Origin of the sequence: Streptomyces sp. TP-A0874, from assembly GCF_001748085.1 — a bacterium.
Classification (GTDB): Bacteria; Actinomycetota; Actinomycetes; order Streptomycetales; family Streptomycetaceae; genus Streptomyces.
Window position 1 is genome coordinate 808,926 of record NZ_BBZK01000004.1, and the last position, 26,313, is coordinate 835,238.

Sequence of the window (26,313 nt, forward strand, 5' to 3'; positions counted from 1 at the left end):
TTCTGCCGGCCGGTCCAGGCGTCGGAATGGCCCGAAGGGTGGCGGCGCGCGATCGGGCGGTCGGTGGCCGCGGGCTGGTCGTGCCGTGGACCGAGGTCCGGTGGGCGGTCGTGTCGTCCTCAGCTCGGTGCGTCACCACGGTCCCTCTCCCCTTCTTCCCGCTCCCACCGCGTCACGACGGCGGCGGCGAATCCCGCGACGGTCGGGTACCGCAGGATGTCGAACATGGAGCAGCGCTGCCCGAACTCGGCGGTGATGCCGCTGGCCAGCGCGGCGACGCGCAGCGAATGGCCGCCCGCGGCGAAGAAGTCCTCGTCCACCCCGATGCTCTCGACGCCCAGCACCTCGGAGAAGACGCGGACCAGCCGCTCCTCGACGGGCGTGCGCGGCGCGCCCCCGGCGGGAACCGGCAGGACCGGCTCGGGCAGCGCGGCCCGGTCGATCTTCCCGGTGGCCGTCCGGGGAAAGCGGACCAGCACCGCGAACGCCGCCGGCACCATGAAGTCCGGCAGACGCTCACCGGCGTGCGCGCGTAGCTCGGCTTCGGTGGGCCGGGGGCCCGTCGGCCGGGCCGCGACGTACGCCACCAGGCGCGGCTCCCCGGCGAGGGGTCGCACGGTGACCACCGCTTCGGCGACGCCCGGGCAGCCCAGGAGGGCCGCCTCCACCTCGGCCGGCTCGACGCGGATGCCGCGCACCTTCACCTGGCCATCGCTGCGGCCGACGTGTTCCAGCTGGCTGTCGGAGGTCCACCGCGCCAGGTCGCCGGTCCGGTACATCCGGGCACCGGGCGGTCCGAACGGGTCGGGGACGAATCGTTCCGCCGTCAGCTCGGGCTGCCGGTGGTAGCCCTCGCCGACCAACCCGGCCATGTACAACTCCCCGACGACGCCGGGTGGGACGGGTTCGAGCCGGGCGTCCAGGACGTGGGCACGCATGTTGGCCAGCGGTCGCCCGATCGGTACCGCCGTCTCCCGCTCCGCGACAGCACCGGCCGCGGCGCCCGATGCGGCCGGCCCACCCGTGCCCCCGCCCGCGCTCCCGGCGGCGGGGTCCGTGGTCGGGTTGGGGTCCGGCAGGGTGTGGGCGGTGGCGTAACAGGACTCGCTCTGCCCGTAGGCGTTGACCAGCCGGACCCCCGGCCAGGTGGCGCGCACCCGGTCGACGAGGCTCGGTTGGAGCGCCTCCCCGGCACACACGACGGTGTCCGGGCGGACCCGTTCCGCCGTCTCCGGGAGGATCTCGGCCAGGACGGACGGAACGCCGCTCAGCACCGTTCCCGTCCAGCCGGTGTGTTCCGTCAGCTCCAGCAGGTCTCCCACCAGGTCCAGCGTGCCGCCGGTGAACAGCGCGGTGAACACCTCGAAGACCGAGACGTCGAAGGTGACCGAGGTGCTCGCCAGAACGCGGGGTGCCCCGTCCGGGGCGACCTGGGGGGCCAGTGCGAGAACGTCGTTGACGACCGTGCCGTGGCTGATCCGGGCGCCCTTGGGGACACCGGTGGAGCCGGAGGTGTACATGAGGTACGCGGTGTCGGCCGGGCCCGGCCCGTCGGCAGGGGCCAGCGGGCGGGCGCCGGGCCGGTCCAGGTCCTCCAGGAACACCGTCCGGGCGGAGGAGGGAGGCAGCCGGCGCGCGGTCGCGCGGTCGGTCAGGACCAGCGCGGGCTCCGCGTCGTCGAGGACGGTCCGGGCACGCTGTCCCAGCCAGCGCGGGTCGAGCGGGACGTAGGCCGCCCCGGACGCCAGGATGCCCAGCAGCGCGACGATCAGCTCCGGGCATCGGGGCAGCGCCAGGGCGACCACCGTCCCCGGCCGCGCGCCGCTCTCGCGGAGCGCGGCGGCGACGCCGTGCGCCCGGTCCATCAGCTCGCTGTAGCTCAGCGAGGTGTCGCCGCAGGTGACGGCGACCGCCTCGGGGGTCAGCTCCGCCTGCCGCGCGACCAGTTCCGGAACGGACAGCTCGGGCACCGGCACCACCGGTCCGATGGAACGGGCCAGCTCCCGCGTGCGCTCCTCGCCGGACAGCAGGAGCACGGCCCCGGCGGCCAGGGCCGGGTCGGTGACGGTCTGCTCCAGCACCCGGACGAACTGGGCGGCGATCCGCTCGACGGTCGCGGCGTCGAACACGTCCGTCGCGTACTCGACACGGGCCGTCGCGCCGCCGTCGGGCAGCTCGCAAACCTCGAAGAAGAGGTCGAACTTCGCCGTGCCGGTGGACACCTCGCACGGCAGTGCCCGTGTCCCCTCGAACGTCAGCCGCGGCCACGCCAGTTCTTCGGTCTGCCAGGCCAACATCACCTGGAAGAGGGGGTGGTAGGCGGTGGAACGGTCCGGGTTGACCGCCTCCACGACCTGGTCGAAGGGGATGTCGGCGTGGTCGTAGGCGGCCAGCGCGCGGCTCCGGACCTGCCGGAGCACCTCCTCGAAGGTCATCGCCCCCGTCAGCCGCACCCGCAGCACCCAGGTGTTCCCGAAGTAGCCGGTGGTCTCCGTCAGGGCCTCGTCGGTACGGCCGGCGCTCAGCGCGCCGACGGGCAGGTCGTCGCCGGCGCCGAGGCGGTGGAGCAGCACGGCGAACGCGGCTTGGAGCACCATCGACTCGGTGGCGCCGTACCGACCGGAGACGGCGCGGACCCGCTGCCGCAGCTCCGGCGGCAGCTCCACTCGGGTGACCGCCCCGCGATGGGTGGCGATCGGGGGACGGGTCCGGTCGTGGGGCAGCGGCAGTGGCTGCGGCAGCCCCGCCAGCTCCTGGCGCCAGTAGTCGAGTTGTCGCGCGCCCGGGCCGTCGCCGCCCAGCAGTTGCCGCTGCCAGTGGGCGAAGTCGGAGTACTCGACGGGCAGCGGCGCCCACTGCGGGGCCGCACCCCGGGACCGGGCCGCGTAGGCGGCCGACAGGTCGCGGGCCAGCACCCCCTCGGAGGTGCCGTCCGTCGCGATGTGGTGGACGACCATGAGGAAGACGTGCTCGTCCGGGCCCACGGTGAGCAGTGTCATCCGGGCCGGAGGCTCGTCGGTCAGCGTGAAGCGGTGCCGCGCCTCCTCGTCGAGGGCCTCCCGCAGCTGGTCCGCTCCGACCTCCCGCACGCCCAGCGCGGGGCCGGCAGGCAGCAACCGGGGCACGGGTTCGCCGCCGATCTCCTCGAAGACGGTACGCAGGCTGCGGTGGCGCAGGCCGACGTCGGTGACGGCCGCGGCCAAGGCGCCCCGGTCAACGGAGCCCGACAGACGCCAGGCGACCGGCATGTTGTAGGCGCAGCCCTGCGCGTCGACGGCGTGCAGCAGCCACAGCCGCCGCTGCGCGAACGACGCCTCGCCGTCCGCTCCGGGCGGGGCGGACCGGACCGGGACGCGCGCCGGGGGGAGGCCGTCGCGGAGCGCGGCGGCGAGGCCTCCGACCGTCGGTGTCGCGAACACCTGGCTGATCGACAACTCTGCGCCGAAGGTGGTCCGCACGGCGGCGGCGAGCCGGGTGGCGAGCAGCGAGTGGCCGCCGAGGGCGAAGAAGTCGTCGTCCAGGCCGACCTCCTCGACGCCGAGGACCTGGACGAAGAGCGCGGCGAGCCGTTTCTCGTCGGCGGACACCGGCTCCTGGTACCCGGCGGCCGAGCGGTCGTCGGGCAGGGCCGCCCGGTGCAGCTTGCCGTTGGCGGTGCGGGGCAACCGGTCCAGCAGGACGCAGGTGCTGGGAACCATGTAGGGCGGTAGCGACGAGGCCGCGTGGCTCAGGAGTTCGGAGGTGTCGGGGGATCGGCCGGGCGCGGGCACCACGAAAGCGGCCAGCCGGTGGGAACCGTGCCGGCCGGCTCGGGCGACGACCGCGACCTCGGCGACGTCCGGGTGCAGTTCCAGGGCGGACTCGACCTCGCCCGGCTCGATCCGGAAACCGCGTACCTTGACCTGCTGGTCGGCGCGGCCGGCGAAGAGGAGGTCGCCCTCCGGGGTCCGGCGGACCAGGTCGCCGGTGCGGTACATGCGGGCGCCGCCGGGGCCGAACGGGCAGGCGACGAACCTCTCGGCCGTCAGGCCCCGCCGTCCGGCGTAGCCGTGGGCGAGCCCCGCTCCGGAGATGTACAACTCCCCGACCCTGCCGTCCTCGACCGGCCGCAACCGTACGTCCAGGACGTGGAGGCCGGTGGCGTTGAGCGGGCCGCCGATGCGCACCGGGGCGTCGTCGCCCAGCACGCTGCTCGTGGACCACACGGTGGTCTCGGTCGGGCCGTAGAGGTTGACCACCTCGGTCGCGCAGCCGCGCAGCCGGGCGGCGAGCGTGTCGGAGAGCGGTTCCGCGCCGACGAACGCCCGGAGGCCGCGGACGGCCGCCGGGCCCTCCGGCTCGAAGGCGAGCAACTCCCGCCATAGTGACGGTGTCGCGTGCAGCACCGTCGCGCCCGTCTCCGTCAGCAGGGCGGCCAGCAGCCGTGGATCGCGGACGGTCTCCGAGTCGGCGAGGACGAGGGTCGCACCGGAGATCAGCGGACTGTACAGCTCGGGCACGGCCATGTCGAAGGCGACGCTGCTCACCGATACCAGGCGGTCGTCCGCCGTCAGCGGCATCACCCGTCGCATCGAGGCCAGCAGGTTGTCCAGCGCCCGCTGGGGAACCACGACCCCCTTGGGCCGCCCGGTCGATCCCGAGGTGTAGACGACATAGGCGACCTCATCGGGCACCGCCCCGGTCACCTCGGGAACGGTTCCGGTCGGGTCGGCCTTCGGGACGGGTCGGGACGGCGGCGGGTCGCCGACGGGCCGGCCGCCGGTGTCAACGGCCAGCACCTCGGCGGCCCCGTACCCGGGTGCGGACGGGACGGTCAGCAGCAGGTCGGCACCGGAGTCCGCCAGCGTGTACCGCAGCCGGTCGGCCGGGTAGGTCGGGTCCAGCGGCAGATAGGCAGCGGCGGCCCGCCGCACGGCCAGCAGCGCGACCACCATGCCGACCGAACGGGGCAGACAGACCGCGACGACCGTGCCCCGGCCCACCCCCCGGGCTCGGAGGGTTTCGGCCAACGCTCCGGACCGCTCCTCCAGTTGACCGTAGGTGAGCTGCTCGGCTCCGCTGACCACAGCGACCGCCTCGGGCGCGGCCGCGGCCCGTTCGCCGATCAGTGTGATGAGGTCGGCGGTGCCCACGGGGCCCCCCACCGAGGCGACGTCGGTCGTCATGGCTGTCCTCCGGTCGGGTCAGTGTCGGGAGCTGTGGTCCGGGCGGCGGGCGGGTCGGCGGAACGCACCGGCCGGGGCGCGTCGGACCGTGCCGCCCCACCCGGCGCGTCCGGTGGTGGTCCGGCGACGCCGAGGTCGCGCATGGTGTCCGCGACCTGGCGGGTGCGCTCCGAGCCCGCGGCGAGGACGTCGGCGATGGCGGTGCGCACCGGCCGGGGCTTGTCCTGGCTGAGCTTGAACATCCCCTCCGCCGCGGTGACCTGGAAGGAGAACGCCCCGGCGCCGCCGACGATGCGGGAGAAGTAGTGGAGTTCGTCCGTCATGTCCCAGCCGGTGCCGTGCTCGCGTTCGTAGGCCGTGACGGTCGCCTCGACGACGCGCAGCGTCTCCTCCGCGGTCCCCAACGGCTCCGGTGTGCCGTGGACGTGCACAGCGACGAAGTTCCACGTGGGCGCGACATCCCTGGCCTGGTAGACGGGCGGCGAGATATAGGCGTCCGGACCGGTGAAGACGAGGATCCCGGGACCGCCGGCGGCGAGCGCCGCCCAGTGCGGGTTGGCCCGGTTCATGTGGCCGAGCAGTTTCACCCCGACCAGCCCGCATGGCCCCGTACCGTGTTCCAGCCCCGATTCCTCGGCCGGAATGACCGGGAGATGGGTGGCGAAGGGACCGTGTTCTCCCTGGGTGATGAGCAGCGCCAACGGGAAAGCGGTGACGACCCGACGCGCCCATCCCGGAGATTCAGGATGATAGGAGGGAGGAACGAACACCTGACCCCGTTTCCTTCGGTCTTTGAAAACCCCAATTCCGGTCAGCCGCAGACTCGGTGCCGAGGCAGTCGGATAGGTCAGATCAGCTCCACCTGGCAAAACTCACGCGTGGCCGGGCTGGTCAAACCCGCACGCGGGCGGCCTAAAGGCTGTCCCGTAATGCCTGGCGAGCGCACGGCGACAGCTACGGCACCTCGCCGCCTTGTCGGAACGTCCTGATACGCCCAGTATCAGGACGCCCTTCCGCCTTGCGATGCACCGCATCTGACGTCGTGCGCTGATCCACCAGGCATTACGGGACAGCCCTTACACTACGGGAAGCCATGAGATCGGTAAACACCTGTATCCTCGCGCACATTGACGCTGGTAAGACCAGTCTCACCGAGCGTCTCCTCTACGACAACGGCGTTCTGGACACACTCGGGAGCGTCGACGCCGGAACCACCCGCACCGACTCCAACGAGATCGAACAACGCCGCGGTATCACCGTCCGAAGCGCGGTCGCCTCGTTCGACACCCGGGACCGCCGGGTCAACCTGGTCGACACACCCGGTCACTCCGAGTTCATCGCCGAGGTCGAACGGGCGCTTCGGGTACTGGACGGGGCGGTTTTGGTGGTCTCCGCCGTGGAAGGCGTCCAGGCGCAGACCCGGGTCATCATGAAAACCCTTCAAGAACTGCGTCTGCCCACACTCGTCTTCGTCAACAAGATAGACCGGGGCGGTGCGCGCGGTGACGAGTTGCTCACCGAAATGCGGGCCCGGCTCTCGCCCCATCTCGCGCCCATGAACCGCGCGGAGAACCTCGGCTCCCCGGCGGCGGTCACCCGTCGAAGGGAGGATCCGGAGGCACTCGCAGCGGTGTTGTCCGAGCACGACGAGGCGCTGCTGGCGGACCTGGTCGCCGACCGACCGCCGGACAGCGCCGACTTGGCCGCCCGCCTGGCGGAGCAGACTGCCCGCGGCCTGGTGCACCCCGTCTACTTCGGATCCGCCCGCACCGGGCAGGGCGTCGCCGACCTCGTCGAAGGCATCCGCACGCTGCTGCCGCCCGCGCCCGCCGACGCCGACGGGCCCCCGCGCGGCACGGTGTTCGCCGTGGAGCGGGCCCCCGGCGGCGCCAAGATCGCCTATCTGCGCCTGTTCGAGGGCGAACTCCGGCCGCGCCAACGGGTGTCCTGCTTCCACAACAGCGCGGACGGCACCGCAACCGGCTACTCCGGTCAGATCAGCGGCCTTCGGGTGGTCCGGGCGGGGGACGGAGCGCACGAGACGGTCGACGCACGGGCCGTCGCCGGTGACCTGGTCAGCGTTCGCGGGCTCTCCCAGGTGCGCGTCGGCGACACCCTGGGCGCCCCCGACGACTCCGCGGGCAGCCACTACTTCGCCCGCCCCACCCTGGAGACGCTGGTGCGGTCGGCCCATCCGCGGGACACCATCCGCCTGCACGCGGCGCTGGTCGCGCTGGCCGAGCAGGACCCGCTGATCAGTACCCGCCCCGCGGCCGGCGGGCAGACCTCGGTGCTGCTGTACGGCGAGATCCAGAAGGAGATCATCGCTGAGACCCTGTCCCGGGAGTTCGGCGTCGAGGCCGCCTTCGAGCCGAGCCGCCCGCTCTACCTGGAACGGCCCGCCGGGCGTGGCGCCGCCTTCATCGGCATCACCCACACCCCCTTCACCGCCGGGGTGGGCCTCCGGGTCGAGCCGGCGCCGCGTGGAGCCGGCGTGCTGGTCGAGCGCGAGGTGAAGTACGGAGCCCTGCCGGCCGCCTTCCACTCGGCGATCGAGAGCACCGTGCGGGCGACGCTCACACAGGGGCTGCTGGGGTGGCCCGTCACCGACTGCCGGGTGACGGTCACGCACACCGAGTTCGACAACGCCACGAGCTGCGGCGGCGACTTCCGCAACCTGACCCCCCTGGTCCTCATGCGCGCGCTGAGCCGTGCAGGCACCCGGATCTACGAACCGTGCCACGTCTTCGAGGCCGAGGCGCCGCTCGATCTCCTGGAGGCCGTCACCACCAGGCTGCTGTCCCTAGAGGCGCGCATCCGGGAGACAACGACCCGGGCCGGCAGCTGGGTCGTCTCCGGTGACCTGCCGGCCCGCCAGGTGCACACCATCACCCGGCAGCTGCCGGACCTGACCCGTGGTGAGGGCCACTGGTGGTCGCGGGCCCGGGGCGACCGGTCCTGCCGGGGCGCCGTGCCGAGTCGCGAACGGACCGACCGGAACCCGCTCGACCCCGGCGAGTACATGTTTCACTTTGTGGGCAAGCTCCGCACCAGATGATCACCGACCGAGGCGGACACCGTGTCGCCAGGGGCGACACCGCGGCGTTCCCGGAGCGGCGTCGGCCCCGCTTCGGTCCCGGCCACCCCGCCGGAGAACGAACCAGGACAACCGATGCAGGAGCACGTCGCCACGGGGGAACGCCCCGGAGCCGTGGGCGGGCCCTCCCCCGCCGCCGAACTCGCCGCCGATCCCGCCGGGTTCTCGCCGGACGCCGCGATCGCCGAGGCCCGTGAGCACATCGCCCGGCTGACCTCCGCCACACCCACCCCGGGCCTCCGCGGCGAGGAGGCGCTGCGGCTCCTCGACCACCACGACGAGGCGATGGCCTGCCTGGAGAACCTGGCGGACACCGCCCAGCTCGTCGCCGCCGCCCATCCGGACGCCGAGCAGCGTGCGGCCGCCGAGGCCGCCAGTCGGCAACTCACCGGGGTCGCCACCGAGTTGTGTCTGGACCAGGACGTCTACCGGGCGCTGAACGCCCTGGACGTCACCGACCAGGACGCGGCGACCCGGCACCACCTCAGGCGGACCCTGGAGGAGTACCGGCGGTCCGGTGTGGACCGGGATCCGGAGACCCGTGCGCGCATCAGCCGGATACGCGACGAACTGGTCACCATCGGGCAGGAGTTCGACCGCAATATACGTGCGGACAGCCGGGTCGCCCTGCTGCCTCCGGAAGCGCTCGACGGGCTGCCCCCCGACTACGTCCGGGCACACCCGCCGGGCGACGACGGCCTGGTCCGGATCACCACCGACTTCCCCGACTTCATGCCGTTCCAGACCTACGCGCACGACGGTGCCGCGCGGGAGACCCTCTGGCGACTGTTCCGGGAACGGGCCCACCCGGCCAACACCGAGGTGCTGCACCGCATGCTGGAACTCCGGCACGAGCTAGCCGGAATCCTCGGCCACCCCTCCTGGGCGGACCACGTGACCGCGGACACCATGGTCGGCGGCGCGGCCGGCGCCGCCGACTTCATCAGCCGGCTCACGGAGGCCGCCGCGCCCCGCGTCGCCCACGAGTACGACGCACTGCTGGCCCGCAAACGCCGCGAGGACCCGGCCGCCTCCGCCGTCCACCACTGGGACGTCGGCTATCTGGAGGACCGGCTGAAGGCGGAGCGGCTCACCTTCGACACCCGTGCGCTGCGGCCCTACTTCGAGTACACCCGGGTGCGTACCGGCCTGATGGCGCTCTCCGAGGAGATGTTCGGCATCGCGTTCCGGCGCCGCCCCGACCTCCCCGGGTGGCATCCGGACGTCGAGGCGTACGAGGTGCTCGACGAGGCGGGCGGGCTGCTCGGCCGGATCTTCCTCGACATGCACCCCCGGGCCGACAAGTTCCCGCACGCCGGAATGTTCCGCATGGTCAATGGGAAGGCCGGCCGGCGGGTTCCGGAGTGCGCGCTGCTGTGCAACCTGCCGCGGCCCGGCGCGGAGCCCGCGCTGCTCCTGCACTCGCAGGTACGGACGCTCTTCCACGAGTTCGGGCACCTCGTCCACCACGTCGTCGGCGGCCACCAGCCCTGGCACGGCGTCTCCGGCCTCACGACCGAACGGGACTTCGTCGAAGCGCCGTCACAGATGCTGGAGGAGTGGACCCTCGACCCCGAGACACTGGCCCGGTTCGCCGTCCACCACGAGACGGGTGAACCGCTGCCCGCCGAGACCGTCGCCGCGCTCCGCGCCTCCGAGGAGTTCGGCAGGGGCCTCGCGGTGGCCCGCCAGCTGTCCTACGCCGCCCTCAGCCTGGAACTGCACCGTGGGGCGCCGGAGGACATCGATCCGCCGGCGACCGAGCGCGCGGCGCTGACGACCCACACGCCGTTCCCCTACCCGGAGGGCGTCCACCTGCACCTGGCGTTCACGCACCTCAACAGCTACTCGGCGCTCTACTACACCTACCTGTGGTCCCAGGTGATCGCGAAGGACCTCTTCACCCGGTTCGAGGCCGAGGGGCTGCCCGCGCCGAAGAGCTGCCGGGCCTACCGGGACACCGTGCTGGCCGCGGGCGGGAGCGCCCCGGCGGCGGAGTCCATCCGGACCTTCCTCGGCCGCGGCCACGCCTTCGACGCCTACCGGCGGTGGCTGAACGAGGACGCCGCCCAGCGCCCACTGCCGTAGTTCCCGCGCGCCCCGGGGTCGGCGCCCCGGGGCGCGAACGGCACGGCACCGCCCCCGTACGGCGCGGCCCGGGGGGGGTGGCCCGTCAGGCGGTACAGCCGTCAGACGGGGTGACCGGCCCGGCGGCGACGGCGGCGGCGATCTCCCCCGAGCGCACTGCCACGTTGGACAGCAGCGACGAGGACAGCCCGTGGGTGTGCTCGGTGCCGCCCTGGAGGTACACCCCCGCGTCGACGTCCGGGGCGGTGACCACCCGGTAGTCCCGCCGGATGCGGACCCGTCCCGCGTCGTCGAACACGCAGTGCCCTGCGGCCTCCCCGAGGACGGCGGCCGGGTCCATCGGCCGGTAGCCGGTGGCGAAGACCACGACGTCCACCTCCAGTTCCCCCGGGGCGCCCGGCCGCTGGAGCAGCAGGGCGACACCGGCCGAGGTGGGTTTCACCGCCTCGACCACCGACAGGTTGACCAGGTGCAACCGCCGCCGGCCGGTGACCTTCTCCTCGTAGTGCCGCCGGTACAGCTCCTCTATCAACTCGAGATCGACCACGGAGTAGTTGGTGTTCGCGTGGTAGTCGTAGAACCTCTTCCGCACGGCGGGCGGAGCATCGTAGAAGTCGTCGACCGCCGAGGGGTCGAAGACGCGGTTGGCGAACGGGGAGTCGTCGGCCGGGCTGTACCCGTAGCGGGACATCACCGCGTACACCTGGGCGTCGGGGAACCGCTGGTGCAGGTGGGCAGCCGTCTCCGCGGCGCTCTGACCGGCCCCCACCACCGCGAACCGGGTCCCCGCCCCTTCCGGCCATGATGCGACCCGGGGCAGCAACTCCTCGCTGTGCCAGACCCGTTCGGAGCGCTCGACGCCCTCGGGCAGCGCCGGTGTGATGCCGGTGGCCAGCACGACGTTGCGGGTGCGGCGCACCACCTCGGCACGGTCCGTACCCGCCCCGTCAGGCCGCCGCTCGGCCGAGACCACGTCCCACGCCGTCACCCGCCCCCCGGAGCGGACCGGACGGACGTCGAGGACCTCCGCGCCATAGCGCACCTGGTCGGCGAACGGGGCCGCGGCCCACTCCAGATAGTCGTGGAACTCCACCCGGCTGGGGAAGTCGGAGCCGCGGTTGATGAAGTCGACCAACCGGTCCCGCTCCCGCAGGTAGGAGAGGAACCCGAAGCGGCTCGTCGGCGTGCGGAGCGTGACCAGGTCCTTCAGGAAGCTCACCTGCATCGTGGCGTCCGGCAGCATCAGCCCACGGTGCCAGCCGAACTCTTCCTTCCGCTCCAGGAACACCGTGCGCAGCCCGCGCTCGCCGTGCTCCTCGGCCAACGCGATCGCCAGGGCCAGGTTGGACGGGCCGAAGCCCACCCCGACGAGGTCGTGGAACGATGGGCTCCCGGTGGAAACGCTGTACGACATGTGGTTCTCCCGTTCAGGTCGCTGGCCTCGTCGGCGCGGAGTCGCCCGGCCGCGCGGGAACCCGCCGTGCTGCCGGACGCCGCCTCACACCCGCAGGAGGGTGCAGAACCAGTGCAGCCCGGCGGACATCCCGGCCAGCGCCACGACGTCCCCCTCCGCCAGTTGGCCGGCATCCAGGTACCAGTCCAGGCAGAGCAGCGGATCCAGACCGCCGAAATGCCCGAACAGCGCCGCGAGATCGGCGTTGGTGCGCTCCGGGTCGATGCCCAGGACCACCGCCTGGCGGGCCAGGGTGATCTGGTCGGAGTGCAGCAGGATCACCCGGGACAGCTCGGACCTGGGAACACCGGCCCGGGCGCACGCCCCGTCGACGGCCTCGAGGAGCCGGGTGTGTGTCGACTCCGCGTAGGCGGTGAACCGTTCGGCGTCCCCGCCGAAGTGCTGGAAGACCGCCACCGCCGGGTCGATCTCACGGTTGCCGCGCCCCTTGGGCGCCACCGGCGCGGCGGCACCGCCGTACTCCAGCCGGAAGAAGTCCGCGTACCGGGCGTCCGTCACCTGCTCGCTGGCCAGCCACCGCAGCGACGGGTGGCCGCGCCGCAGCACGGCGGCGACCGCTCCGTCGCTCTCGGCCGTGGAACCGTTGCCCAGGCGGTTCAGATGGGTGTCGCAGACCCGTTCGGCGGAGACGAGCAGCACTGTCCGTACCTCCTCGCGGGTGGCGAGGAGACCGGCGATGTTCTCGAAGGACATCACCGCGGACATGCAGCCCTGCCCCAGGGAGACCGTGCGGACCTCGGGCATGCCCAGGTCCCGGGCGACCGCGGCGGAGAAGTCCCACAGCAGGTACTCCGGCAGACCGCCGCTGACCGCCACGAGGAGATCGACCTCGTCCGTCGCGACCTCGGCCCGCCCCAGCGCCGCCCGGGCCGCCGCCACCGCGAAGTCGGTCGTGCTGATCCCGGCCGGCGCCCGGTGAAAGGTGCGGAATCCCATGGCCGCCACGATGTCCGCGCTGACCCCGTACCGGGGCACCGACGACGGAACGTCACAGGGCTCGCCCAGACTGCTCGCCAGCGCCGTGATCCCGAAGTCCGTCACTGCCACGTGCCCTCGCCTCCCTGTCGGGTCTGTCGGTCGCCGGCGGACGCCGACCCCGGTTCGTGGAGCTCCTCCAGTGCCGCCAGGTCCGGTGTGACCGAAGGGCCCCCCGTCTCGAAGTACGGGCCGAACGCGCTCCGCAGCTCCGGGCGGCTGGCGATCTCGGTCAACTCCAGGTCGCGGTAGGGGAGGTACAGCCTGGCGCTGTCGGCCGCCGCCCAGGTGTACCGGAAGTACCGGCCCGGCCGGGCCGCCACCGCGGGCCGGAGGAAGAACGCCGGGAGGTCCTCGTACGACACGCAGTCCGGCACTGGCAGCCAGCTCCGGATCCGCTCGTACGCCTCGGCGAGCCCGCCGTCGGAGCGGTGCAGTTCGAAGTCGAGCGCCGCGGTCACCGCCCGCTCCGGTGCGGCCCAGCGGTCCTCCAGTTCCTTCAGCCGGGCCGCGGTCCGCAGCGCCCGCCGGCCGTCCGCGTCCAGGCCGAGCCGGCGACCGAAGTCGGGACGGGAGACCCACTTCTCGAACCACGTCGGAAGGACCTCGCCGCGCTCCACCGGCAGCCGTTCCAACCCGGCGGCGTGCGGGAGCCGTTCCCGGACCAGCAGATGGTTCAGGGCGTGGCCGAACTCGTGGAAGAGGGTGTGCGCCTGGGAGAACGACAGTCCCTGCTCGGCCGCCGCGGGCGGGAAGGAGCAGGCGACATAGGAGACCGGGAGCTGGCTCAGCCCGGGCCAGTCGGTGCGGTTGCGGATCCCCCCGGTGTGGTTGGCATCGGCCTTGCCGGGGCGTCGCCACAGGTCGAGTTCGACGCGGCCGACCGGCCCGTCGTCGTCCCTTACGTCGAGGACGATGTTCCCCGCCGGGCCGGGACCCCAGGAGGGCGGCCCGGGCCGGCCCTCGGGCGGTTCGGCGGAGTCCGCGTCGACCCGGCGGACGGAGAGCCCCAAGGTGGCGGCGGCGACCGAGAACAGGTGGTCCAGGCAGCCGGCCAGCGGAAGCCGGATGGCGGGCGGTTGACCCACCAACACGCGGACGGCGGAGCCGAAGTGGACTGCCCCCGGGTCCGGCTCGCCCAGTCGCCGCGCCAGCTCGGCCGCGAGCGCGGCACGGGTCCGGCGCGCCACGGCGGTCCTGGCCACGAGGAGGCGTTCCACCTCCGCCTCGGTGGTGCCGCTCCCGGCCAGCACCCCCGTCGCGCCCTCGACAGCCGCCCGGGCGCGCTGGGCGGCGGCCAGCCGGTCCACGGACCCGACCAGCTCCGGAAGGTGCGCCGCCCGGCACGCCCGCCAGCGCGCCGCGAGCCGGGCGCGGGCCGGGCCCGCCAGCCGGCGGCCGAGCGCGCTGTGGACGACCTCCGGATCGGCGCGGAGCGCGCCGGCGCCGTACTCGGCCAGGATGTGGCGCTGGTCCTCGGCGAGCGCGGCCAGGACTGCCCGGCCCTCGGCGAGTCGTTCCCGGACGGCCGTGTCGACCGCCTCCCGCTCCGCGCTGGGGGGCCGGCACAGCCGGACGTACTCCTGCCTTGCCTCCTCGATGTCGGTGGGGTCGGTACCGGCCCGGTCGCCGCCGAAGGCGGTGACGAACGCCGAGAGCCGGCCGAGGAGTTCGGGGTCCCTCGTGAACGCGGCGAGCCGGTCGGCCAGCCGCTCCGGGGCCGTGGGGGCCACGGAGCCCAGGTACAGCGCCACGAAGCTGACGTCGTTGTAGAGGGACATGATCCGCACCAGCGCGTCCGGTCCCGGCCTCTCGTGTGCCAGCACCGCGCGCAGGCGCCCCAGCTGGGCGTCGAGGAACGCCTCCGGCGAGGCGATGCGGACGCCCTCCGGGATCCGGATCTCCGGGCCCGCCGGGGCGGCGGCATCCGCATCGGCCACCTCCCCGGTGGTGTCCGCGCGCCCGGGCTCCACCACGGGGCCGGTGGCGCGCGCGGGATCGCCGGGAGCCTGCCGGTCGCCGACCAGTGGCTCAGCCACGGTCGCCCACAGACTCTGCCTCGACGGCCGGGGCTTCGCTGACGGCCCAGTGGTCGCGGTACAGCGCACGGGCCAGGAAGACGACCATCACCACGGTGGCGGCGATCGAGCCCAACGCGATCGCCCAGAACGCCGACTCCAGCACGAAGACCGCGTACCAGGCGAGCGGGATCATCAGCCCGTACGTCGTCAGCGTGGACGTCATCGACAGCAGGGTGCCGCGCTGGTGGACGGTGAGGAGCGTGGTGTACACGGCCTCGTAGACGTAGAGGGGCATGGTGAGCATGAAGGCGAAGAGCATCAGCACCGCCAGCCGCACGTCCAACTCGTCGGTGCCGCCGAACAGCTGCACGAGCCAGGGGGACGCCAGCAGCACCAGCACGGTGCCGATCGCGGTGGGTACTCCGGTGTAGGCCAGCAACTTCCGACCGTGGGTGCGCAGTCGGCCAGCGGAGGCGTCCCGGCCGACCTCGTAGCTGTAGTAGACGGACGCCGCGGCCACACAGGCCTGCGGAACCCGGCAGAACAGCGTGTAGACCTTGGCGCCCACCACCGACGCGGCGACCGTCTGCGGGCCGAGGGTGCCGATGAACAGGAACGGGACGACGGCGCCCATGTAGTCGTTGAAGTTGCGGACCCCGATGCCCTGGGAAACCCACAGCATCGAACGGAACTCGGCCAGCAGCGCCGCGCGATGGGGGCGGGCTCCGCCCTCCGCCTCCGCCGCCGCGGCTTCGTGCTCGGCAGGGTCCTCGGGGTGGGCCGGGTCCTCGGGATGGGCCGCGTCGCCCTCCGACTGCCGCTGGAGTCGCCGTTGTCGGAGGAGCCGCAGGAAGGCCACCAGCCCTACGACGGCCATGGCGGCCTGAGCCACGACGGTGGTGACCGCCACCGCCTGGGCCGGCGAGGCGAACACGGACTCCACACGGGTGTGCAGTACCACGTAGTTGAGCCCGGCGTTGCCGAGCAGCCCGACCACCATGATCTGCACCGGCAGGTTCTTCATCCCGCAGATCCGCAGCGCCTCTACGAGCGAGGCCCAGACCACGGTCAGGGCGATCCCGAACAGCCGGGCCGCCAGGTAGTCCGTGGCCGGTGGGATCAGCTCGGAGTTCTGGCCGGCCAGCTCCAGCAGCCACTCGGCGCTGAGGGCCACCGCGACGGCGATCAGCTGGACGACTCCGCAGCACAGCAGGAACGCCCCGGTGAGCACCGGCAGCCGCCGGTGGAGCCCGCCTCGTCCCTCGGCCATCGCCAGCCGGTTGGCGAAGACCACCACCAGCCCGCTCGCGTAGGCGGTCAGGCCCAGCATGATCAGCTCGGCCAGTCCGACGGCTGCCACGTAGTCGACACCGAGCGGAGCGATCATGGCCAGGTCAGTCGCGCCGAACAGCGCGCCGACCGACGTCGCGAGCAGAACCACGAAAGCGAAATTGGTGAAGTTGCGGCGGGTCAGTTCGGTGTGCTCGCCACCCCCACCTTCCCCGCTCATCCGGCCGGCCATTCAGTGGTCGCCAAGGGTCGGGCCTTTCTGGTGAATCAGCGGGCCTCATGCTGGACGCCGGACCGACGGGGGGTGCGGCGCAATCCGGGCAAAGGCTCTGCAATTGACGGCCCACAGTTACCTCTCAGGGGTGGGCTCGGGCCAGCACATCATATGCCGCTCCCGGCGTCGAGGGCTGTTCACTACCGCTCGAAGATGTGCACATCCCGCTCAACGCACAGTGGATTGCGGAGTATTGACGGTGCCTAGCGGCGCTTGTACCGTGACCGCATTCATCTCCCGGTGAACCATGCCGAGATGAAGGCAGGAACATCGAGCATTTCGAGTACGGCCCCACCTCAAGACCAGTGGTGGGGCCGTTGCCAGAGAATGGAGTCCCAGATGGAGTCTTACACCCTCGCGAAGAAGCCCGCCTTCTTCCCGTCCGTCGCCCTCGAGGTCTTCTTCGAGGCCGAGGCGAACTCCGCCGAGACGACGGCGCTGTTCGACAACGAGATCGACGCCGAGCTGGACGCGATCCTCAACAGCCCCTCGGACTCCGCCGCCTGAGGCTGAGCCTTCGGGCACCGTTCAGGTGCCGACTTCGTGCCGGTCGAGAGAGCTCCTCGCCGGCGCGGAGTCGCCACAGGCCAAGTCCGCGCCCCGTCGGCGGGGCGGACCACACGGGTCGACCACGGGGATCGGGCATGCCGCCCCGGTCGCCTCCGAGGCCCTGGCCCCGGGCTGAAACACGGGGCTCCGTGACGACCGCGGGGGACCAGGGGTCGCACCACCGCAGAGGGACGCGCAGATGCAACTCGACGCCATCACCGGCCTTGACCAGGCCAGTCTTGCCGAAACTCGCCGGATTCTCCACGATATGAAAGAACGCCTCGACGCCATAGTCGCCGAGGACCGCCTGACGCAGGCCGCATTCGTGGAGCTGGCCGCCATCTACGACAACGCCGCCTACGTGTTCCTCTACCTTGAGTCGAATGAACAGCACGTTGACTATCGGGCTCTCCTGCCTTATCGGACGGCTTTTTTCAAGAACGACGTGCTCGACGGCCGACTCCGCGCGCTGTGTGCACAGTTGAACTGCGAGGACCCTGAACTCGAAGAGTGTCGGCGCGCTTACGTTGCGCATCTCGACGGGAAACTCACGGCTGATCCCGGCCGCGCCGAAGAACTGGAAAAATTGCAGGAACATGTAAAAGAAATCGCCCGCGCGGGAGACCGCGACCAGCTCGCCCTTCTCGGACGGCTGGGCCTCGACATCTCGTCCGGCTCAGCCCGGTCCATCGCGTACTCCGTGATCAGCGCCACCGGTGACGCCTCCCGGCGCGCCAAGCTCGCCGGGGCGATGACCACGCTGCGGGACAAGCGGCTCGGCGCGCTGCTGGAGACGACCGACCGGATGGTGGCCGTCCGGCGCGAGGACAGCCGGCACCGGGGCTTCGCCACCCCGCTGGACGAGACCATGCGCCGCTGCTCCCTGTCGGTCGAGGCGGCGCGCGGACTGGTCGACGACTACCTGGTGGGCGCCATCGAGGAACACCGCGCCCTGGAGGCGGAGATCCGAGAGGTCGTCGGCGAGGTCGCCGCCCCCATGGACCACTTCGGGCACTACCTGCGGAAACTCCAGGGCGACCTGCCGGTTCCCCTGTTCGACCTCCAGGACTGCCTGGGCTTCGTCCGACGCGTCGCCGAACGTGTCTTCGGCCTCACGATGAGCCAGCTCCCCGACAACGGCTCCCAGGTGCTGACCGTCGTGGTGTCCCGGGGAGAGCAGGTCGTCGGCTACATCAACTTCGACCTGTGGGACGCCGGGCGGAACCGCGCCGCGAACTCCACCAGCGGCATCCGGAACCGAGTCGACTGGGGCGACATCGTCCAGCTCCCCATCGCCTACGTCTCCTGCCGGTTCCACCGGCAGCCTGACGGCCGCGACCGCATCACCTTCCAGAACGTCCACAGCCTCTTCCACGAGACCGGTCACGCCCTCAACCACCTGCTGGTCAGCAAGCGCCTGCCGACCGTCTCCGGCCTGGACTACCTGCCGCTCGAGCGCATCGAGGACCTCAGCATGTGGCACGAGAGGTGGGTGTACCACCCGGACTTCGTGGACCACCTCGACCTGTCCGCCGACGAACGCGCGGGCATGGAGTTCTGCCAGCGGGCCAAGATTCTGGAGTACCAGCGCACCCACGTCGAACGTGCCGTCACCGCCGCGCTCGACTTCGGCGTGCACGGCGCCGAGGAGGGCGGGCTGCGGGCCGAGTTCGACCGGCTCGACGAGCGGTTCGACATCTCCCGCTACTGCTCGCTGGGGGACTACCCCGTCTACTTCTCCTGGCCCATGATCAACGCCAACCCGGGGGCCAGCTTCGTGTACACCCGGAGCGCCGCGGCCAGCGCCGAGGCCTTCGCACCCGTCCTCGGGCGTCGGCTCGACGATCTCGACCCGGCCGAGTTCGAGGGGCGGTTCGCCGCCTGCTTCGACTACGACCTGCCGAGCGGTACACCGGACATCCGGTCCATCTTCACCTCTTACCGAGACCTCCTTGGAAAGCCGATCTCATGACGGGAAGCCCCGACCACTACATCCGTTCCATGCTGGGCCCCCGGGACGGCGTCCTGGACGAGATCCTCCGGGACGCCCTGCTCGACAAGCGCCTGCCGGCCATCCAGGTCGACGACAACGGCGCGCGGATGCTCCAGCTCATCACCATGCTGCATCGCCCGCGGCTGGTGGTGGAGGTGGGCACCCTCTTCGGATACTCCGCCGTCCACATCGCCCGGGGCCTGCCGCCGGACGGCCGTCTGGTCACCATCGAGTCCAATGCCGAGTCCGCCCGGCTGGCCGAGGGGTACCTGAAGCGCGCCGGGGTCGCCGACCGGGTCGAGGTGGTGCACGCCGACGCCGCCACCCACCTGGCCACGATGGACCCCGACAGCTGCGACATGGTCTTCGTCGACGGGGACAAGAAGAGCTACCCCCAGTACCTCAAGCTGTGCTTCCCGCTGCTGCGCAGCGGGGGCCTGCTCATCGCCGACGACACCGCCCCGGGGTTGGATTTCAGCGGCGAGTCGGAGCCGGGCGCCGACCCGGACCGGGAGGCGGTCGCCATCAACACGTACGTACGGGCGGCGGCCCGCAGCAACCGGTTGTTCTCCGCGTTCGTCGGGACCACCCACGGGCTGATGGTGAGTTACAAGGACTGGCCGGCCGAGCAGCCGACACCACCGGCGTGATCGCAGCCCCACGCGCGGTGGGTAGGCCGGTCAGGACCACGGGATTCGATCTGGAGGAACAGCGAGTGCGCGGAACGAACACGACCCCCACCCCGGGGTGCGCCGGCCGGCGGACCCCCGTCCGGGGGCGCGACTGATGACGGCGCACGACAAGCTGCCCTTCCACCGCAGCGCGTTCCACCGGACGATGCTCGGCCTCAGCCACGAAGCCGAGGGCACCGGCGAACCGGACATCTTCTCCCAGGGCTGTGTGGAGGCGTTCGAGAACGCCGACTGGGACCGCTTCGGCTACCCGTTCACCCAGGTCTTCGAAGCCGCGGTCCTCCAGGAGACCGCCGCCCTGGAGCAGATCCCCTACGCCGACCTCGCCCGCCTGACACACCGGCCGACGGCCGCCATGCGCCGGCTCGGCGAACTGCTGGACAACCGCCTCGAACTGGACTTCGTGCGGCGGATCAACCTGGCCTCCGCCCTGACCAGTGTGGCCCGGCTCGACCTGGCCCACGAGGTGCTCACCGAGGCGACGGAACTGGCCGTCACCGACCGGGACCGGTTCGAAGCCGCCTGGCTTACCTTCGTCGTCTCCAACCGCCGTGACGACGGGGAGGACTCGGCAACGGCCTTCACCGCCATGCGGACCGCCGCCGGCACCGGTGACGTCCCCGTGGCCCGGGTGCTCGACGCCTGCACGCAGGGCGTGGTCTGGTACCTGAAGCGGAAGGAGATCTCGGAGGAGGACTTCCGCTGGTGCGTGCGCACCGGCAACGCCCTCGCCAAGCGCGGCGCGACGGTCGACGACGCCGCCGTCTCCTCGTGGTACCGGGGGCTCGCGATGCTCCCCGCGGCGAAGGGGATGCCGGAGCAGACCCGCGCCTACATGGAGGCCGCGCGCCGGGCGGCCGAGGAGACGGTCCGGCGCCAGCGGCGGGCCGATGCGCTGAACCTGCTGAAGACGTACCACGAGTCCTCCCTCAAGGAGCACATGTACGTCACCCGCGACCGGGACGCGGCGGTCGCGGCGGGCCGGGACCTCATCGCGCTGGACCCCGCCTGGTCGGTCAGCTACGGCGAACTGGCCGAGGCCCACGTGCGGTTCGGCAGCCCGCTGGAGGCGGCGGAGCTGTACGACCAGGCCGTTGCGGCCGGGCCGCCCTACGTCGGCCACCACCTGCTGAAGTCCGCCGGCTGCTGGGAACGGGCCGACGAGCCCCGGCGCGCGCTCGACGCCTACCGGAGCCTCGCGCGCCTGGTCCCCGGCAACGCCGAGGTGCTGGCCGGCGGCCTGCGCTGCGCCCGTCTCCTGGCGGACCCCTCGGCCAGCGCCTTCGAGACCGCGCTCGGCCGGCTCGGCGTCTCGGGGACGCCGCGTTGAAGCAGCCCGTGAGCGCGGTCCCCGACACGGGGCGGCAGCCGGCCACCCCGGCGTCCCGACATGATCCGCTCAAGACCGTGCTGCCGCTGCGCGAGGAGGCGCCCGCCGCGATCCGCTGGGACACCGAACCGGCCGTCTGCGGGTACACCCGACTGCTCCACCACAACGAGCGGCTCGGCACCGACATCCCGGTCCCCGTCTCCGCATCACCGGTCGCGGTGCCCGGGGCCGGCGCGGTCGTCGGCACCTACGACGGCCTGGTCCGCTTCCACAACCGCGCGTTGAGCAGGACGTACTGGCAGACGGCGCTCGGTGCGCCGGTCTACGCCTCCCTCGTCGCCGACCGGCGGCGACAGCGGGTGGTGGCGGCGACCACCGCCGGCCGGATCGTCTGCCTCGACCTGCGGGGCCGCACGGTCTGGCAGGCCGAGGCCGAGACCCCCGTCTACGCCACCCCCGCGGTGGTGCCCGCCGCCGACCTGCTGGTGGTGGCCGGGTTCGGCAGCCGCTGCCTGGGATTCGACCTCGCTACCGGAAAACGCCGGTTCGCCCGCGAGCTGCCCGCGCCCTGGCACGCCGAGGACGGCTCCGCCGCCCACCGGGACCCCTACGCCAGCCCGGCGGCGACCACCACCGGGAGCACCGTCGTGGCCTGCGCGGAGCATGTGCTGGCCCTGGCCCCGGACGGCTCGGAACGCTGGCGGCACGAGCTGGGGCATTCCGTCAGGTCCTCGCCCGTGGTGCTGCACGACCGGGGCGAGGTCGCCGTCTGTTCCGTCGACGGCCGGTGCCTCTTCCTCGACCTGGACACCGGGAAGCCGCTCGGCCAGGTGGATTTGGGCGGCAAGGTGATCGCCAGCCCGGTCGCCGCCGGCGGCCTGCTCGTGGCCGGCACCCAGCACGGTCGGACCGTCGGGATCGACGTGGCCCGCCGCGCCGTCGCCTGGGGCGCGCCCGGCTACGGCCCGCGCGAGTACACCTCGTACACCCTGCTGCCGGACGGCAACCTCACGTTCCTCTCGGCCCGGGGCAACGCCGTCGGCCTGCGCCGCGAGGACGGTCACTTCCTCTGGGAGACCAGCCAGGTACTGGGCCTGGCGGACCACGACCCGGCCCTGGACACCACACCGGTGGTGGCGGGCGACGGCAGCATGTACTGCGGCTCCTACACCGGGATGCTGTACCACTTCCGGTTCCGACCGGAAGAGAACGACAAGGAGCGGTCATGAAACGGGCTCTGGTGATCGGAGCGAGCCACAGTCTGGGCTCCGCCCTGGCGGGACGGCTGGCGGCCGACGGCTGGTCGGTGACCGGCACCGGACGGCGGCCGGCCGAGGAGGTCGAGGACGCCTCGGCCTTCGACTACGTCCGCCTCGACCTCTCGGACAACGCTGAGGTCGAGCGGTTCGTCGAACGGGCCGGCGGCGGGCCGTACGACCTGATCGTCCACAACGCCGTCACCTACGGCGCCATGAGCGGCCAGCCCGTGCCGGAACTCGACGCGCTGGAGACCATGTTCCGGGTCAACGCGCTGGTCCCGTACCGCCTGCTGCACGGTCTCCTCGCCGCACAGCCCGCCGACCGGCACTGCAACTGTGTGGTGATCAACTCCGACTCCATCTACCACTCCACCCCGCAGACCGCGGGCTACGCCGCCAGCAAGGCGGCGCTCCGGGTGCTGACGGCCTCCCTGGCCACCCTGTTCCGACCCGCCGCCGTCAGCGTCGCGACCCTGCTGCTGGGGCCGCTGCCCGACCCGAAGAAACTCGAGAACTTCCAACAGGTGGCCGACCGGCACGGAGTCGAGGCGGCGGAGGTCCGTCGCCGGTTCCTGCGCAAGGCCAACCCGTGGTACGTCATCGACGACCTCATCGACTTCGACGCCTGCTACCGCAGCGTCGCCTACCTCGCCGACCTCGGCCCGTCGGCCAACGGCATGATGTGCCGGCTCGACGGCGGCTCCGCCGGCTCCCTCATCTGACCACCGCCTCGGCGGCGCCCCCGCAGCCGCTCCCCGCCCGACTCCGGGCACCACCCCGCGACGGAGAACCCATGGCACGTGAACTCAGCACCCTGTGGCCCCTGATGATGCCCATCGAGCGGCAGGGCGACGAAAACTGCACCGTCGCGGCCAAGGGCGTCCGGCTCACCTTCCTCGACGGCCGAGAAGCACTGTGCGGCACCAGCGGCCTGTGGAACACCATCCTCGGCTACGGCAACGAGGCGATCGCCGGCGCCGTGCACCAGGCGCTGCTCGACGCCTCCTACCTGACCGTGTGGCGATACGAGAACGCCTACGCGCGGCGGGCCGCCGAGGCCCTCACCGAAGTGGCCGGCCGCGACCACTACGGCCGGGTCCTGTTCTCCACCAGCGGCTCGGCGGCCAACGATCTCGTCACCAAGGTCGTGCGGCACTTCTTCGCGCTCCGCGGCGAGCACAGCCGCAAGGGCATCGTCGGGCTGGAGGGCAGCTGGCACGGCCTCACCTTCGGGGCGGCCGCCCTCACCCACGGCGACCTCGGCAACCGGGTCTACGGGATCGACCGGCGGCTGGTCACCCATGTGCGGCCCAACGCCACGGCGGAGCTGACGGAACTGCTGGAGCGGCACCGCGGCCGGATCGCCGCCGTCGTGGTCGAACCGGTCATCGGTACCGGCGCGTTGGAACTCTCCGAGGAGTTCGTCGCCGCGCTCCTGCGGCTCCGCCGCGAACACGGCTTCCTCCTCGTCGCCGACGAGGTCACCAGCGGCTTCTGGCGGGTCGGCCCGTTCTTCGTCAGCCAGGGCTGGCCGGAACAGCCCGACCTGCTGGTCACCTCCAAGGGCCTGACCAACGGCACGGTCGCGGCCTCCGCGGTGATCGTCGCGCGCCATATCGCCGACGAGTTCATCGAGGCGGGAGCCGTCCTCGGCCACGGCGAGACCCAGGCCGGGGCGCCGGCGGCCGCCGCCGCGATCCTGGCCACCATCGAGGAGATGCGCAGACTCGACGCGCCCGCGCTCAACGCGGCCCTCGCCGCCCGGCTGGACACCGAACTCGCGGCTCTGACCGATGAGATGACGGAAGTCACCGGCTCGACCGGGCGCGGCTGCCTCCGCGCGATCGAGTTGCGGCACCCCGCCACCGGCGGGCAGCTCACGGACGAGGAGGTCGCCGACACGGTGGCGGCCATCCGGGCCGAGGGGGCGATCGTCCACCCGGGCCCCAGCTGCGTGCAGCTGCTGCCGGCGCTGATCTACACGGCGGAGGACCTGAGCGAGCTCTTCGCCCGCATCCGCGCCGGCCTCAAACGCGGCACCTGATCCGGGTCCCGCCCTCGGACGACGAGACCGACCGGCGCCGTCGACGCCGGCCGCTACCCGCCGGTGCCGGTCCCCCTGGGACATCCCGCTGCTTCGTCGAAACGGCGCCGAGGTCGAGCACCAAACACATTGTTGCGGTAGAGGGTGAACCCCAAGTGCTCCCGGGCGATATCAGTTCGGCCTTAGAGCTCGTAACACGATCTTGTTCAACTTTCCCGATCGGGCGTGACCGGTCAGGTGATTCGGCCCTTCGTGAGGTGTGGGTACTCGGCCGTGGATCGTGGATGACGAGTTGTGGGTGTTGATCGAGCCGTTGCTGCCGCCGTGGCCAGAGCGGTCACCAGGGCCGCGGCCAGTGTCGGACCGGCTCTGCCTTCAGGGCATCCTGTACGTCCTCTACAACGACATAGCCTGGCAACACCTGCCCCTGGAACTGGGCTTCGGATCCGGGCAGACCTGCTGGCGGCGCCTGGACCGCTGGCAGAAGGCCGGCGTCTTCGATCAGCTGCACCGCATCCTGCTCGCCGAACTCAACGCGGCCGGCGAACTCGACTGGTCACGGGCCTGTGTGGATGGCTCCCACATCCGGGCAAAAAAGTGCCTCTATGGCTTTCGTCAAGCTGCTGCGGTGACCGGGGGTTCATAGAAGGTGCCGTCTCTGAGCATGGCGAAGAGCACGTCGATGCGTCGTCGGGCGAGGGCGATCAGGGCTGCGACGTGGTGCTTCCCTTCACGGCGTTTCCTGTCGTAGTAGGTGCGGGACTCCGGTTGTGAGAGTGAGGCGAACGCGGCGAGGTAGAAGGCACGTTTGAGCTGTTTGTTGCCTCGTCGGGCGGGGTGTTCACCGTGGATGGAGGAGCCGGAGGCACGGGTGACCGGGGCCAGGCCGGCGTAGGCGGCCAGGTGTCCGGCCGTGGCAAAGGCGCTGCCGTCGCCGACGTCGATGAGGATGCGGGCGGCGGTCCTGACCCCGATGCCGGGCATGGAGGTCAGGACCGCGGAAAGAGGGTGAGCCTCCAGAAGTTCCTCGATCCTCGAGGCGAGGAGTGTGCGCTGGTCCAGCACGGAGCCGAGCGTGGAGACGAGACTGGGGATGATCAGGGCGGCAGCGTCGGTGCCCGGGACGATCACGCTCTGTTCGTCGAGTGCGGTGAAGATGTCCTCGACCAGGCGCTCGGCCATCCGCGGCGCCTTCGGCCGCAGCAGTGTGACCAGCCTGCGTCGTCCTGCTTTCCTGAGTTGGGCCGGGGAGCCGAAGCGTTCGAGCAGGGTGAGCACGGCGGGGTGGCCCAGGCGAGGGCCAACGACCTTTTCCAGCGGTGGATGGATCTGTGTCAGCAGGCCCCGCAGGCGGTTCTTGGTCCGCGTCGCCTCGGTGGCCAGGTCGTCGTCGAACCCGGTGAGCATCTCCAGCTCGGCCACGGTCTCGTCGGCCGGTTCAACGGCACGCAGTGTGTGCGGCATCGCTCGGGCGGCGTCCGCGATGACGTGTGCGTCGCGGGCATCGGTCTTGGCCTCACCCGGGTAGAGGTCGGCGATGCGCCGCATCGTCAGGCCCGGGAGGTAGGCGACGCGGCAGCCCGCGTCACGGGCCACGGCCAGCGGCAGCGCACCTATGGAAGCAGGCTGGTCGACCACCACCAGAACAATGCCGTGTTTGGCCTGGAGCTTGGTGAACACCTCACGAAGCTTCGGTTCGGTGTTGGGCAGCCGCTTGTCGAAGACCTTTTTGCCCGCTGGAGCCAGTGCCGTGGCGTGGTGTTCGCCCTTGCCGACGTCCAGACCCAGATAGATGTCGATCTCGCCGTCAGCGGTCACGTGCTTGCTCCTGTGCTCGTGCTCTTCCCGGCCCTCACCTACGGCATCAGCGTGCCGGCATCCACGTTACGAAGAGACTTCCTCCCCCGTCCGGGATCGGTGCTCAGGCCTCTAATCAGCGGTCTGCCAATGCCTTCGATCCCGGTGACACCACTTTTTCGATCATCATCGACGAGGGGGCGAAGTCATGCCGGGGCCGAAGGCCGGGAGCCTCCTTGCGAGGCCACGAAGAAGGTAACGGGGG

General features: G+C 71.8%; 16 protein-coding genes and 1 pseudogene. 10 read left to right on the plus strand and 7 right to left on the minus strand.

Annotation, left to right across the window (positions count from 1 at the left end; translation table 11 throughout):
• Nucleotides 1-119 precede the first annotated feature (119 nt).
• A complete protein-coding gene (locus BGP73_RS07570; protein ID WP_069812824.1) occupies nt 120-5,165 on the minus strand; it encodes a non-ribosomal peptide synthetase in 5,046 nt (1,681 codons plus the stop codon).
• The gene (locus BGP73_RS07575; protein WP_079127297.1) at nt 5,162-5,935 is read right to left on the minus strand and encodes an FMN-binding negative transcriptional regulator; all 774 of its coding nucleotides are present in this window, start codon (nt 5,933-5,935) and stop codon (nt 5,162-5,164) included. Before BGP73_RS07575 ends, BGP73_RS07570 begins: the two co-directional genes overlap by 4 nt.
• 323 nt (nt 5,936-6,258) lie before the next feature.
• On the opposite strand from BGP73_RS07575, the gene BGP73_RS07580 reads away from it, so the two are divergent.
• Together BGP73_RS07580 and BGP73_RS07585 are read left to right on the plus strand one after the other, a co-directional pair.
• Complete coding sequence (locus BGP73_RS07580; RefSeq protein ID WP_069812828.1) at nt 6,259-8,223, plus strand: elongation factor G; 1,965 nt, start codon at nt 6,259-6,261, stop codon at nt 8,221-8,223.
• Nucleotides 8,224-8,337: 114 nt separating this feature from the next.
• Nucleotides 8,338-10,350 carry a M3 family metallopeptidase gene (locus BGP73_RS07585; RefSeq protein WP_079127298.1) on the plus strand — a complete coding sequence of 671 codons (2,013 nt, stop codon included), beginning with the start codon at nt 8,338-8,340 and terminating at the stop codon, nt 10,348-10,350.
• 85 nt (nt 10,351-10,435) lie between these two features.
• Here BGP73_RS07585 and BGP73_RS07590 read toward each other — a convergent pair whose 3' ends face one another.
• From BGP73_RS07590 to BGP73_RS07605, 4 genes are all read right to left on the minus strand, one after another.
• Nucleotides 10,436-11,764, minus strand: coding sequence for a lysine N(6)-hydroxylase/L-ornithine N(5)-oxygenase family protein (locus tag BGP73_RS07590; RefSeq protein WP_069812830.1), 1,329 nt, complete (start codon nt 11,762-11,764; stop codon nt 10,436-10,438).
• An 84-nt stretch (nt 11,765-11,848) separates the two neighbouring features.
• The gene (locus tag BGP73_RS07595) at nt 11,849-12,871 is read right to left on the minus strand and encodes a 3-oxoacyl-[acyl-carrier-protein] synthase III C-terminal domain-containing protein (RefSeq protein ID WP_139134538.1); all 1,023 of its coding nucleotides are present in this window, start codon (nt 12,869-12,871) and stop codon (nt 11,849-11,851) included.
• Nucleotides 12,862-14,838, minus strand: coding sequence for a M3 family metallopeptidase (locus BGP73_RS07600; protein ID WP_069812834.1), 1,977 nt, complete (start codon nt 14,836-14,838; stop codon nt 12,862-12,864). Before BGP73_RS07600 ends, BGP73_RS07595 begins: the two co-directional genes overlap by 10 nt.
• Entirely contained in the window at nt 14,831-16,330 is a 1,500-nt protein-coding gene (locus BGP73_RS07605; protein ID WP_170837771.1) for an MATE family efflux transporter, read from the minus strand. The genes BGP73_RS07600 and BGP73_RS07605 overlap by 8 nt, the downstream gene beginning before the upstream one ends.
• A gap of 393 nt (nt 16,331-16,723) precedes the next feature.
• On the opposite strand from BGP73_RS07605, the gene BGP73_RS23020 reads away from it, so the two are divergent.
• The 8 genes and pseudogenes from BGP73_RS23020 to BGP73_RS22540 form a co-directional block, all read left to right on the plus strand.
• Nucleotides 16,724-16,891, plus strand: coding sequence for a hypothetical protein (locus BGP73_RS23020; protein WP_170837772.1), 168 nt, complete (start codon nt 16,724-16,726; stop codon nt 16,889-16,891).
• Between the two features lie 310 nt (nt 16,892-17,201).
• Entirely contained in the window at nt 17,202-18,905 is a 1,704-nt protein-coding gene (locus tag BGP73_RS07610) for a M3 family metallopeptidase (RefSeq protein WP_069812838.1), read from the plus strand.
• A complete protein-coding gene (locus tag BGP73_RS07615; RefSeq protein ID WP_069812840.1) occupies nt 18,902-19,576 on the plus strand; it encodes an O-methyltransferase in 675 nt (224 codons plus the stop codon). The genes BGP73_RS07610 and BGP73_RS07615 overlap by 4 nt, the downstream gene beginning before the upstream one ends.
• A 136-nt stretch (nt 19,577-19,712) precedes the next feature.
• Nucleotides 19,713-20,948 (plus strand): hypothetical protein, encoded by a 1,236-nt coding sequence (locus tag BGP73_RS23025; RefSeq protein WP_069812842.1) that lies wholly within the window; start codon nt 19,713-19,715, stop codon nt 20,946-20,948.
• Entirely contained in the window at nt 20,945-22,177 is a 1,233-nt protein-coding gene (locus tag BGP73_RS22535) for an outer membrane protein assembly factor BamB family protein (RefSeq protein WP_107473967.1), read from the plus strand. The genes BGP73_RS23025 and BGP73_RS22535 overlap by 4 nt, the downstream gene beginning before the upstream one ends.
• Nucleotides 22,174-22,929, plus strand: a complete 756-nt coding sequence (locus tag BGP73_RS07630) for an SDR family NAD(P)-dependent oxidoreductase (protein WP_069812846.1) — start codon at nt 22,174-22,176, stop codon at nt 22,927-22,929. Before BGP73_RS22535 ends, BGP73_RS07630 begins: the two co-directional genes overlap by 4 nt.
• A 71-nt stretch (nt 22,930-23,000) precedes the next feature.
• Nucleotides 23,001-24,251: a daptide-type RiPP biosynthesis aminotransferase gene (gene mpaD, locus BGP73_RS07635; RefSeq protein WP_069812848.1), complete on the plus strand. Its 1,251-nt coding sequence runs from the start codon at nt 23,001-23,003 to the stop codon at nt 24,249-24,251.
• 277 nt (nt 24,252-24,528) lie between these two features.
• Nucleotides 24,529-24,843, plus strand: a pseudogene (locus BGP73_RS22540) (transposase); the annotation flags it as partial.
• A gap of 23 nt (nt 24,844-24,866) precedes the next feature.
• On the opposite strand, the gene BGP73_RS07645 reads toward BGP73_RS22540, so the two are convergent.
• On the minus strand, nt 24,867-26,069 hold the full coding sequence (locus BGP73_RS07645) for an IS110 family transposase (RefSeq protein WP_069812851.1): 1,203 nt from the start codon (nt 26,067-26,069) through the stop codon (nt 24,867-24,869).
• Between the last annotated feature and the right edge of the window lie 244 nt (nt 26,070-26,313).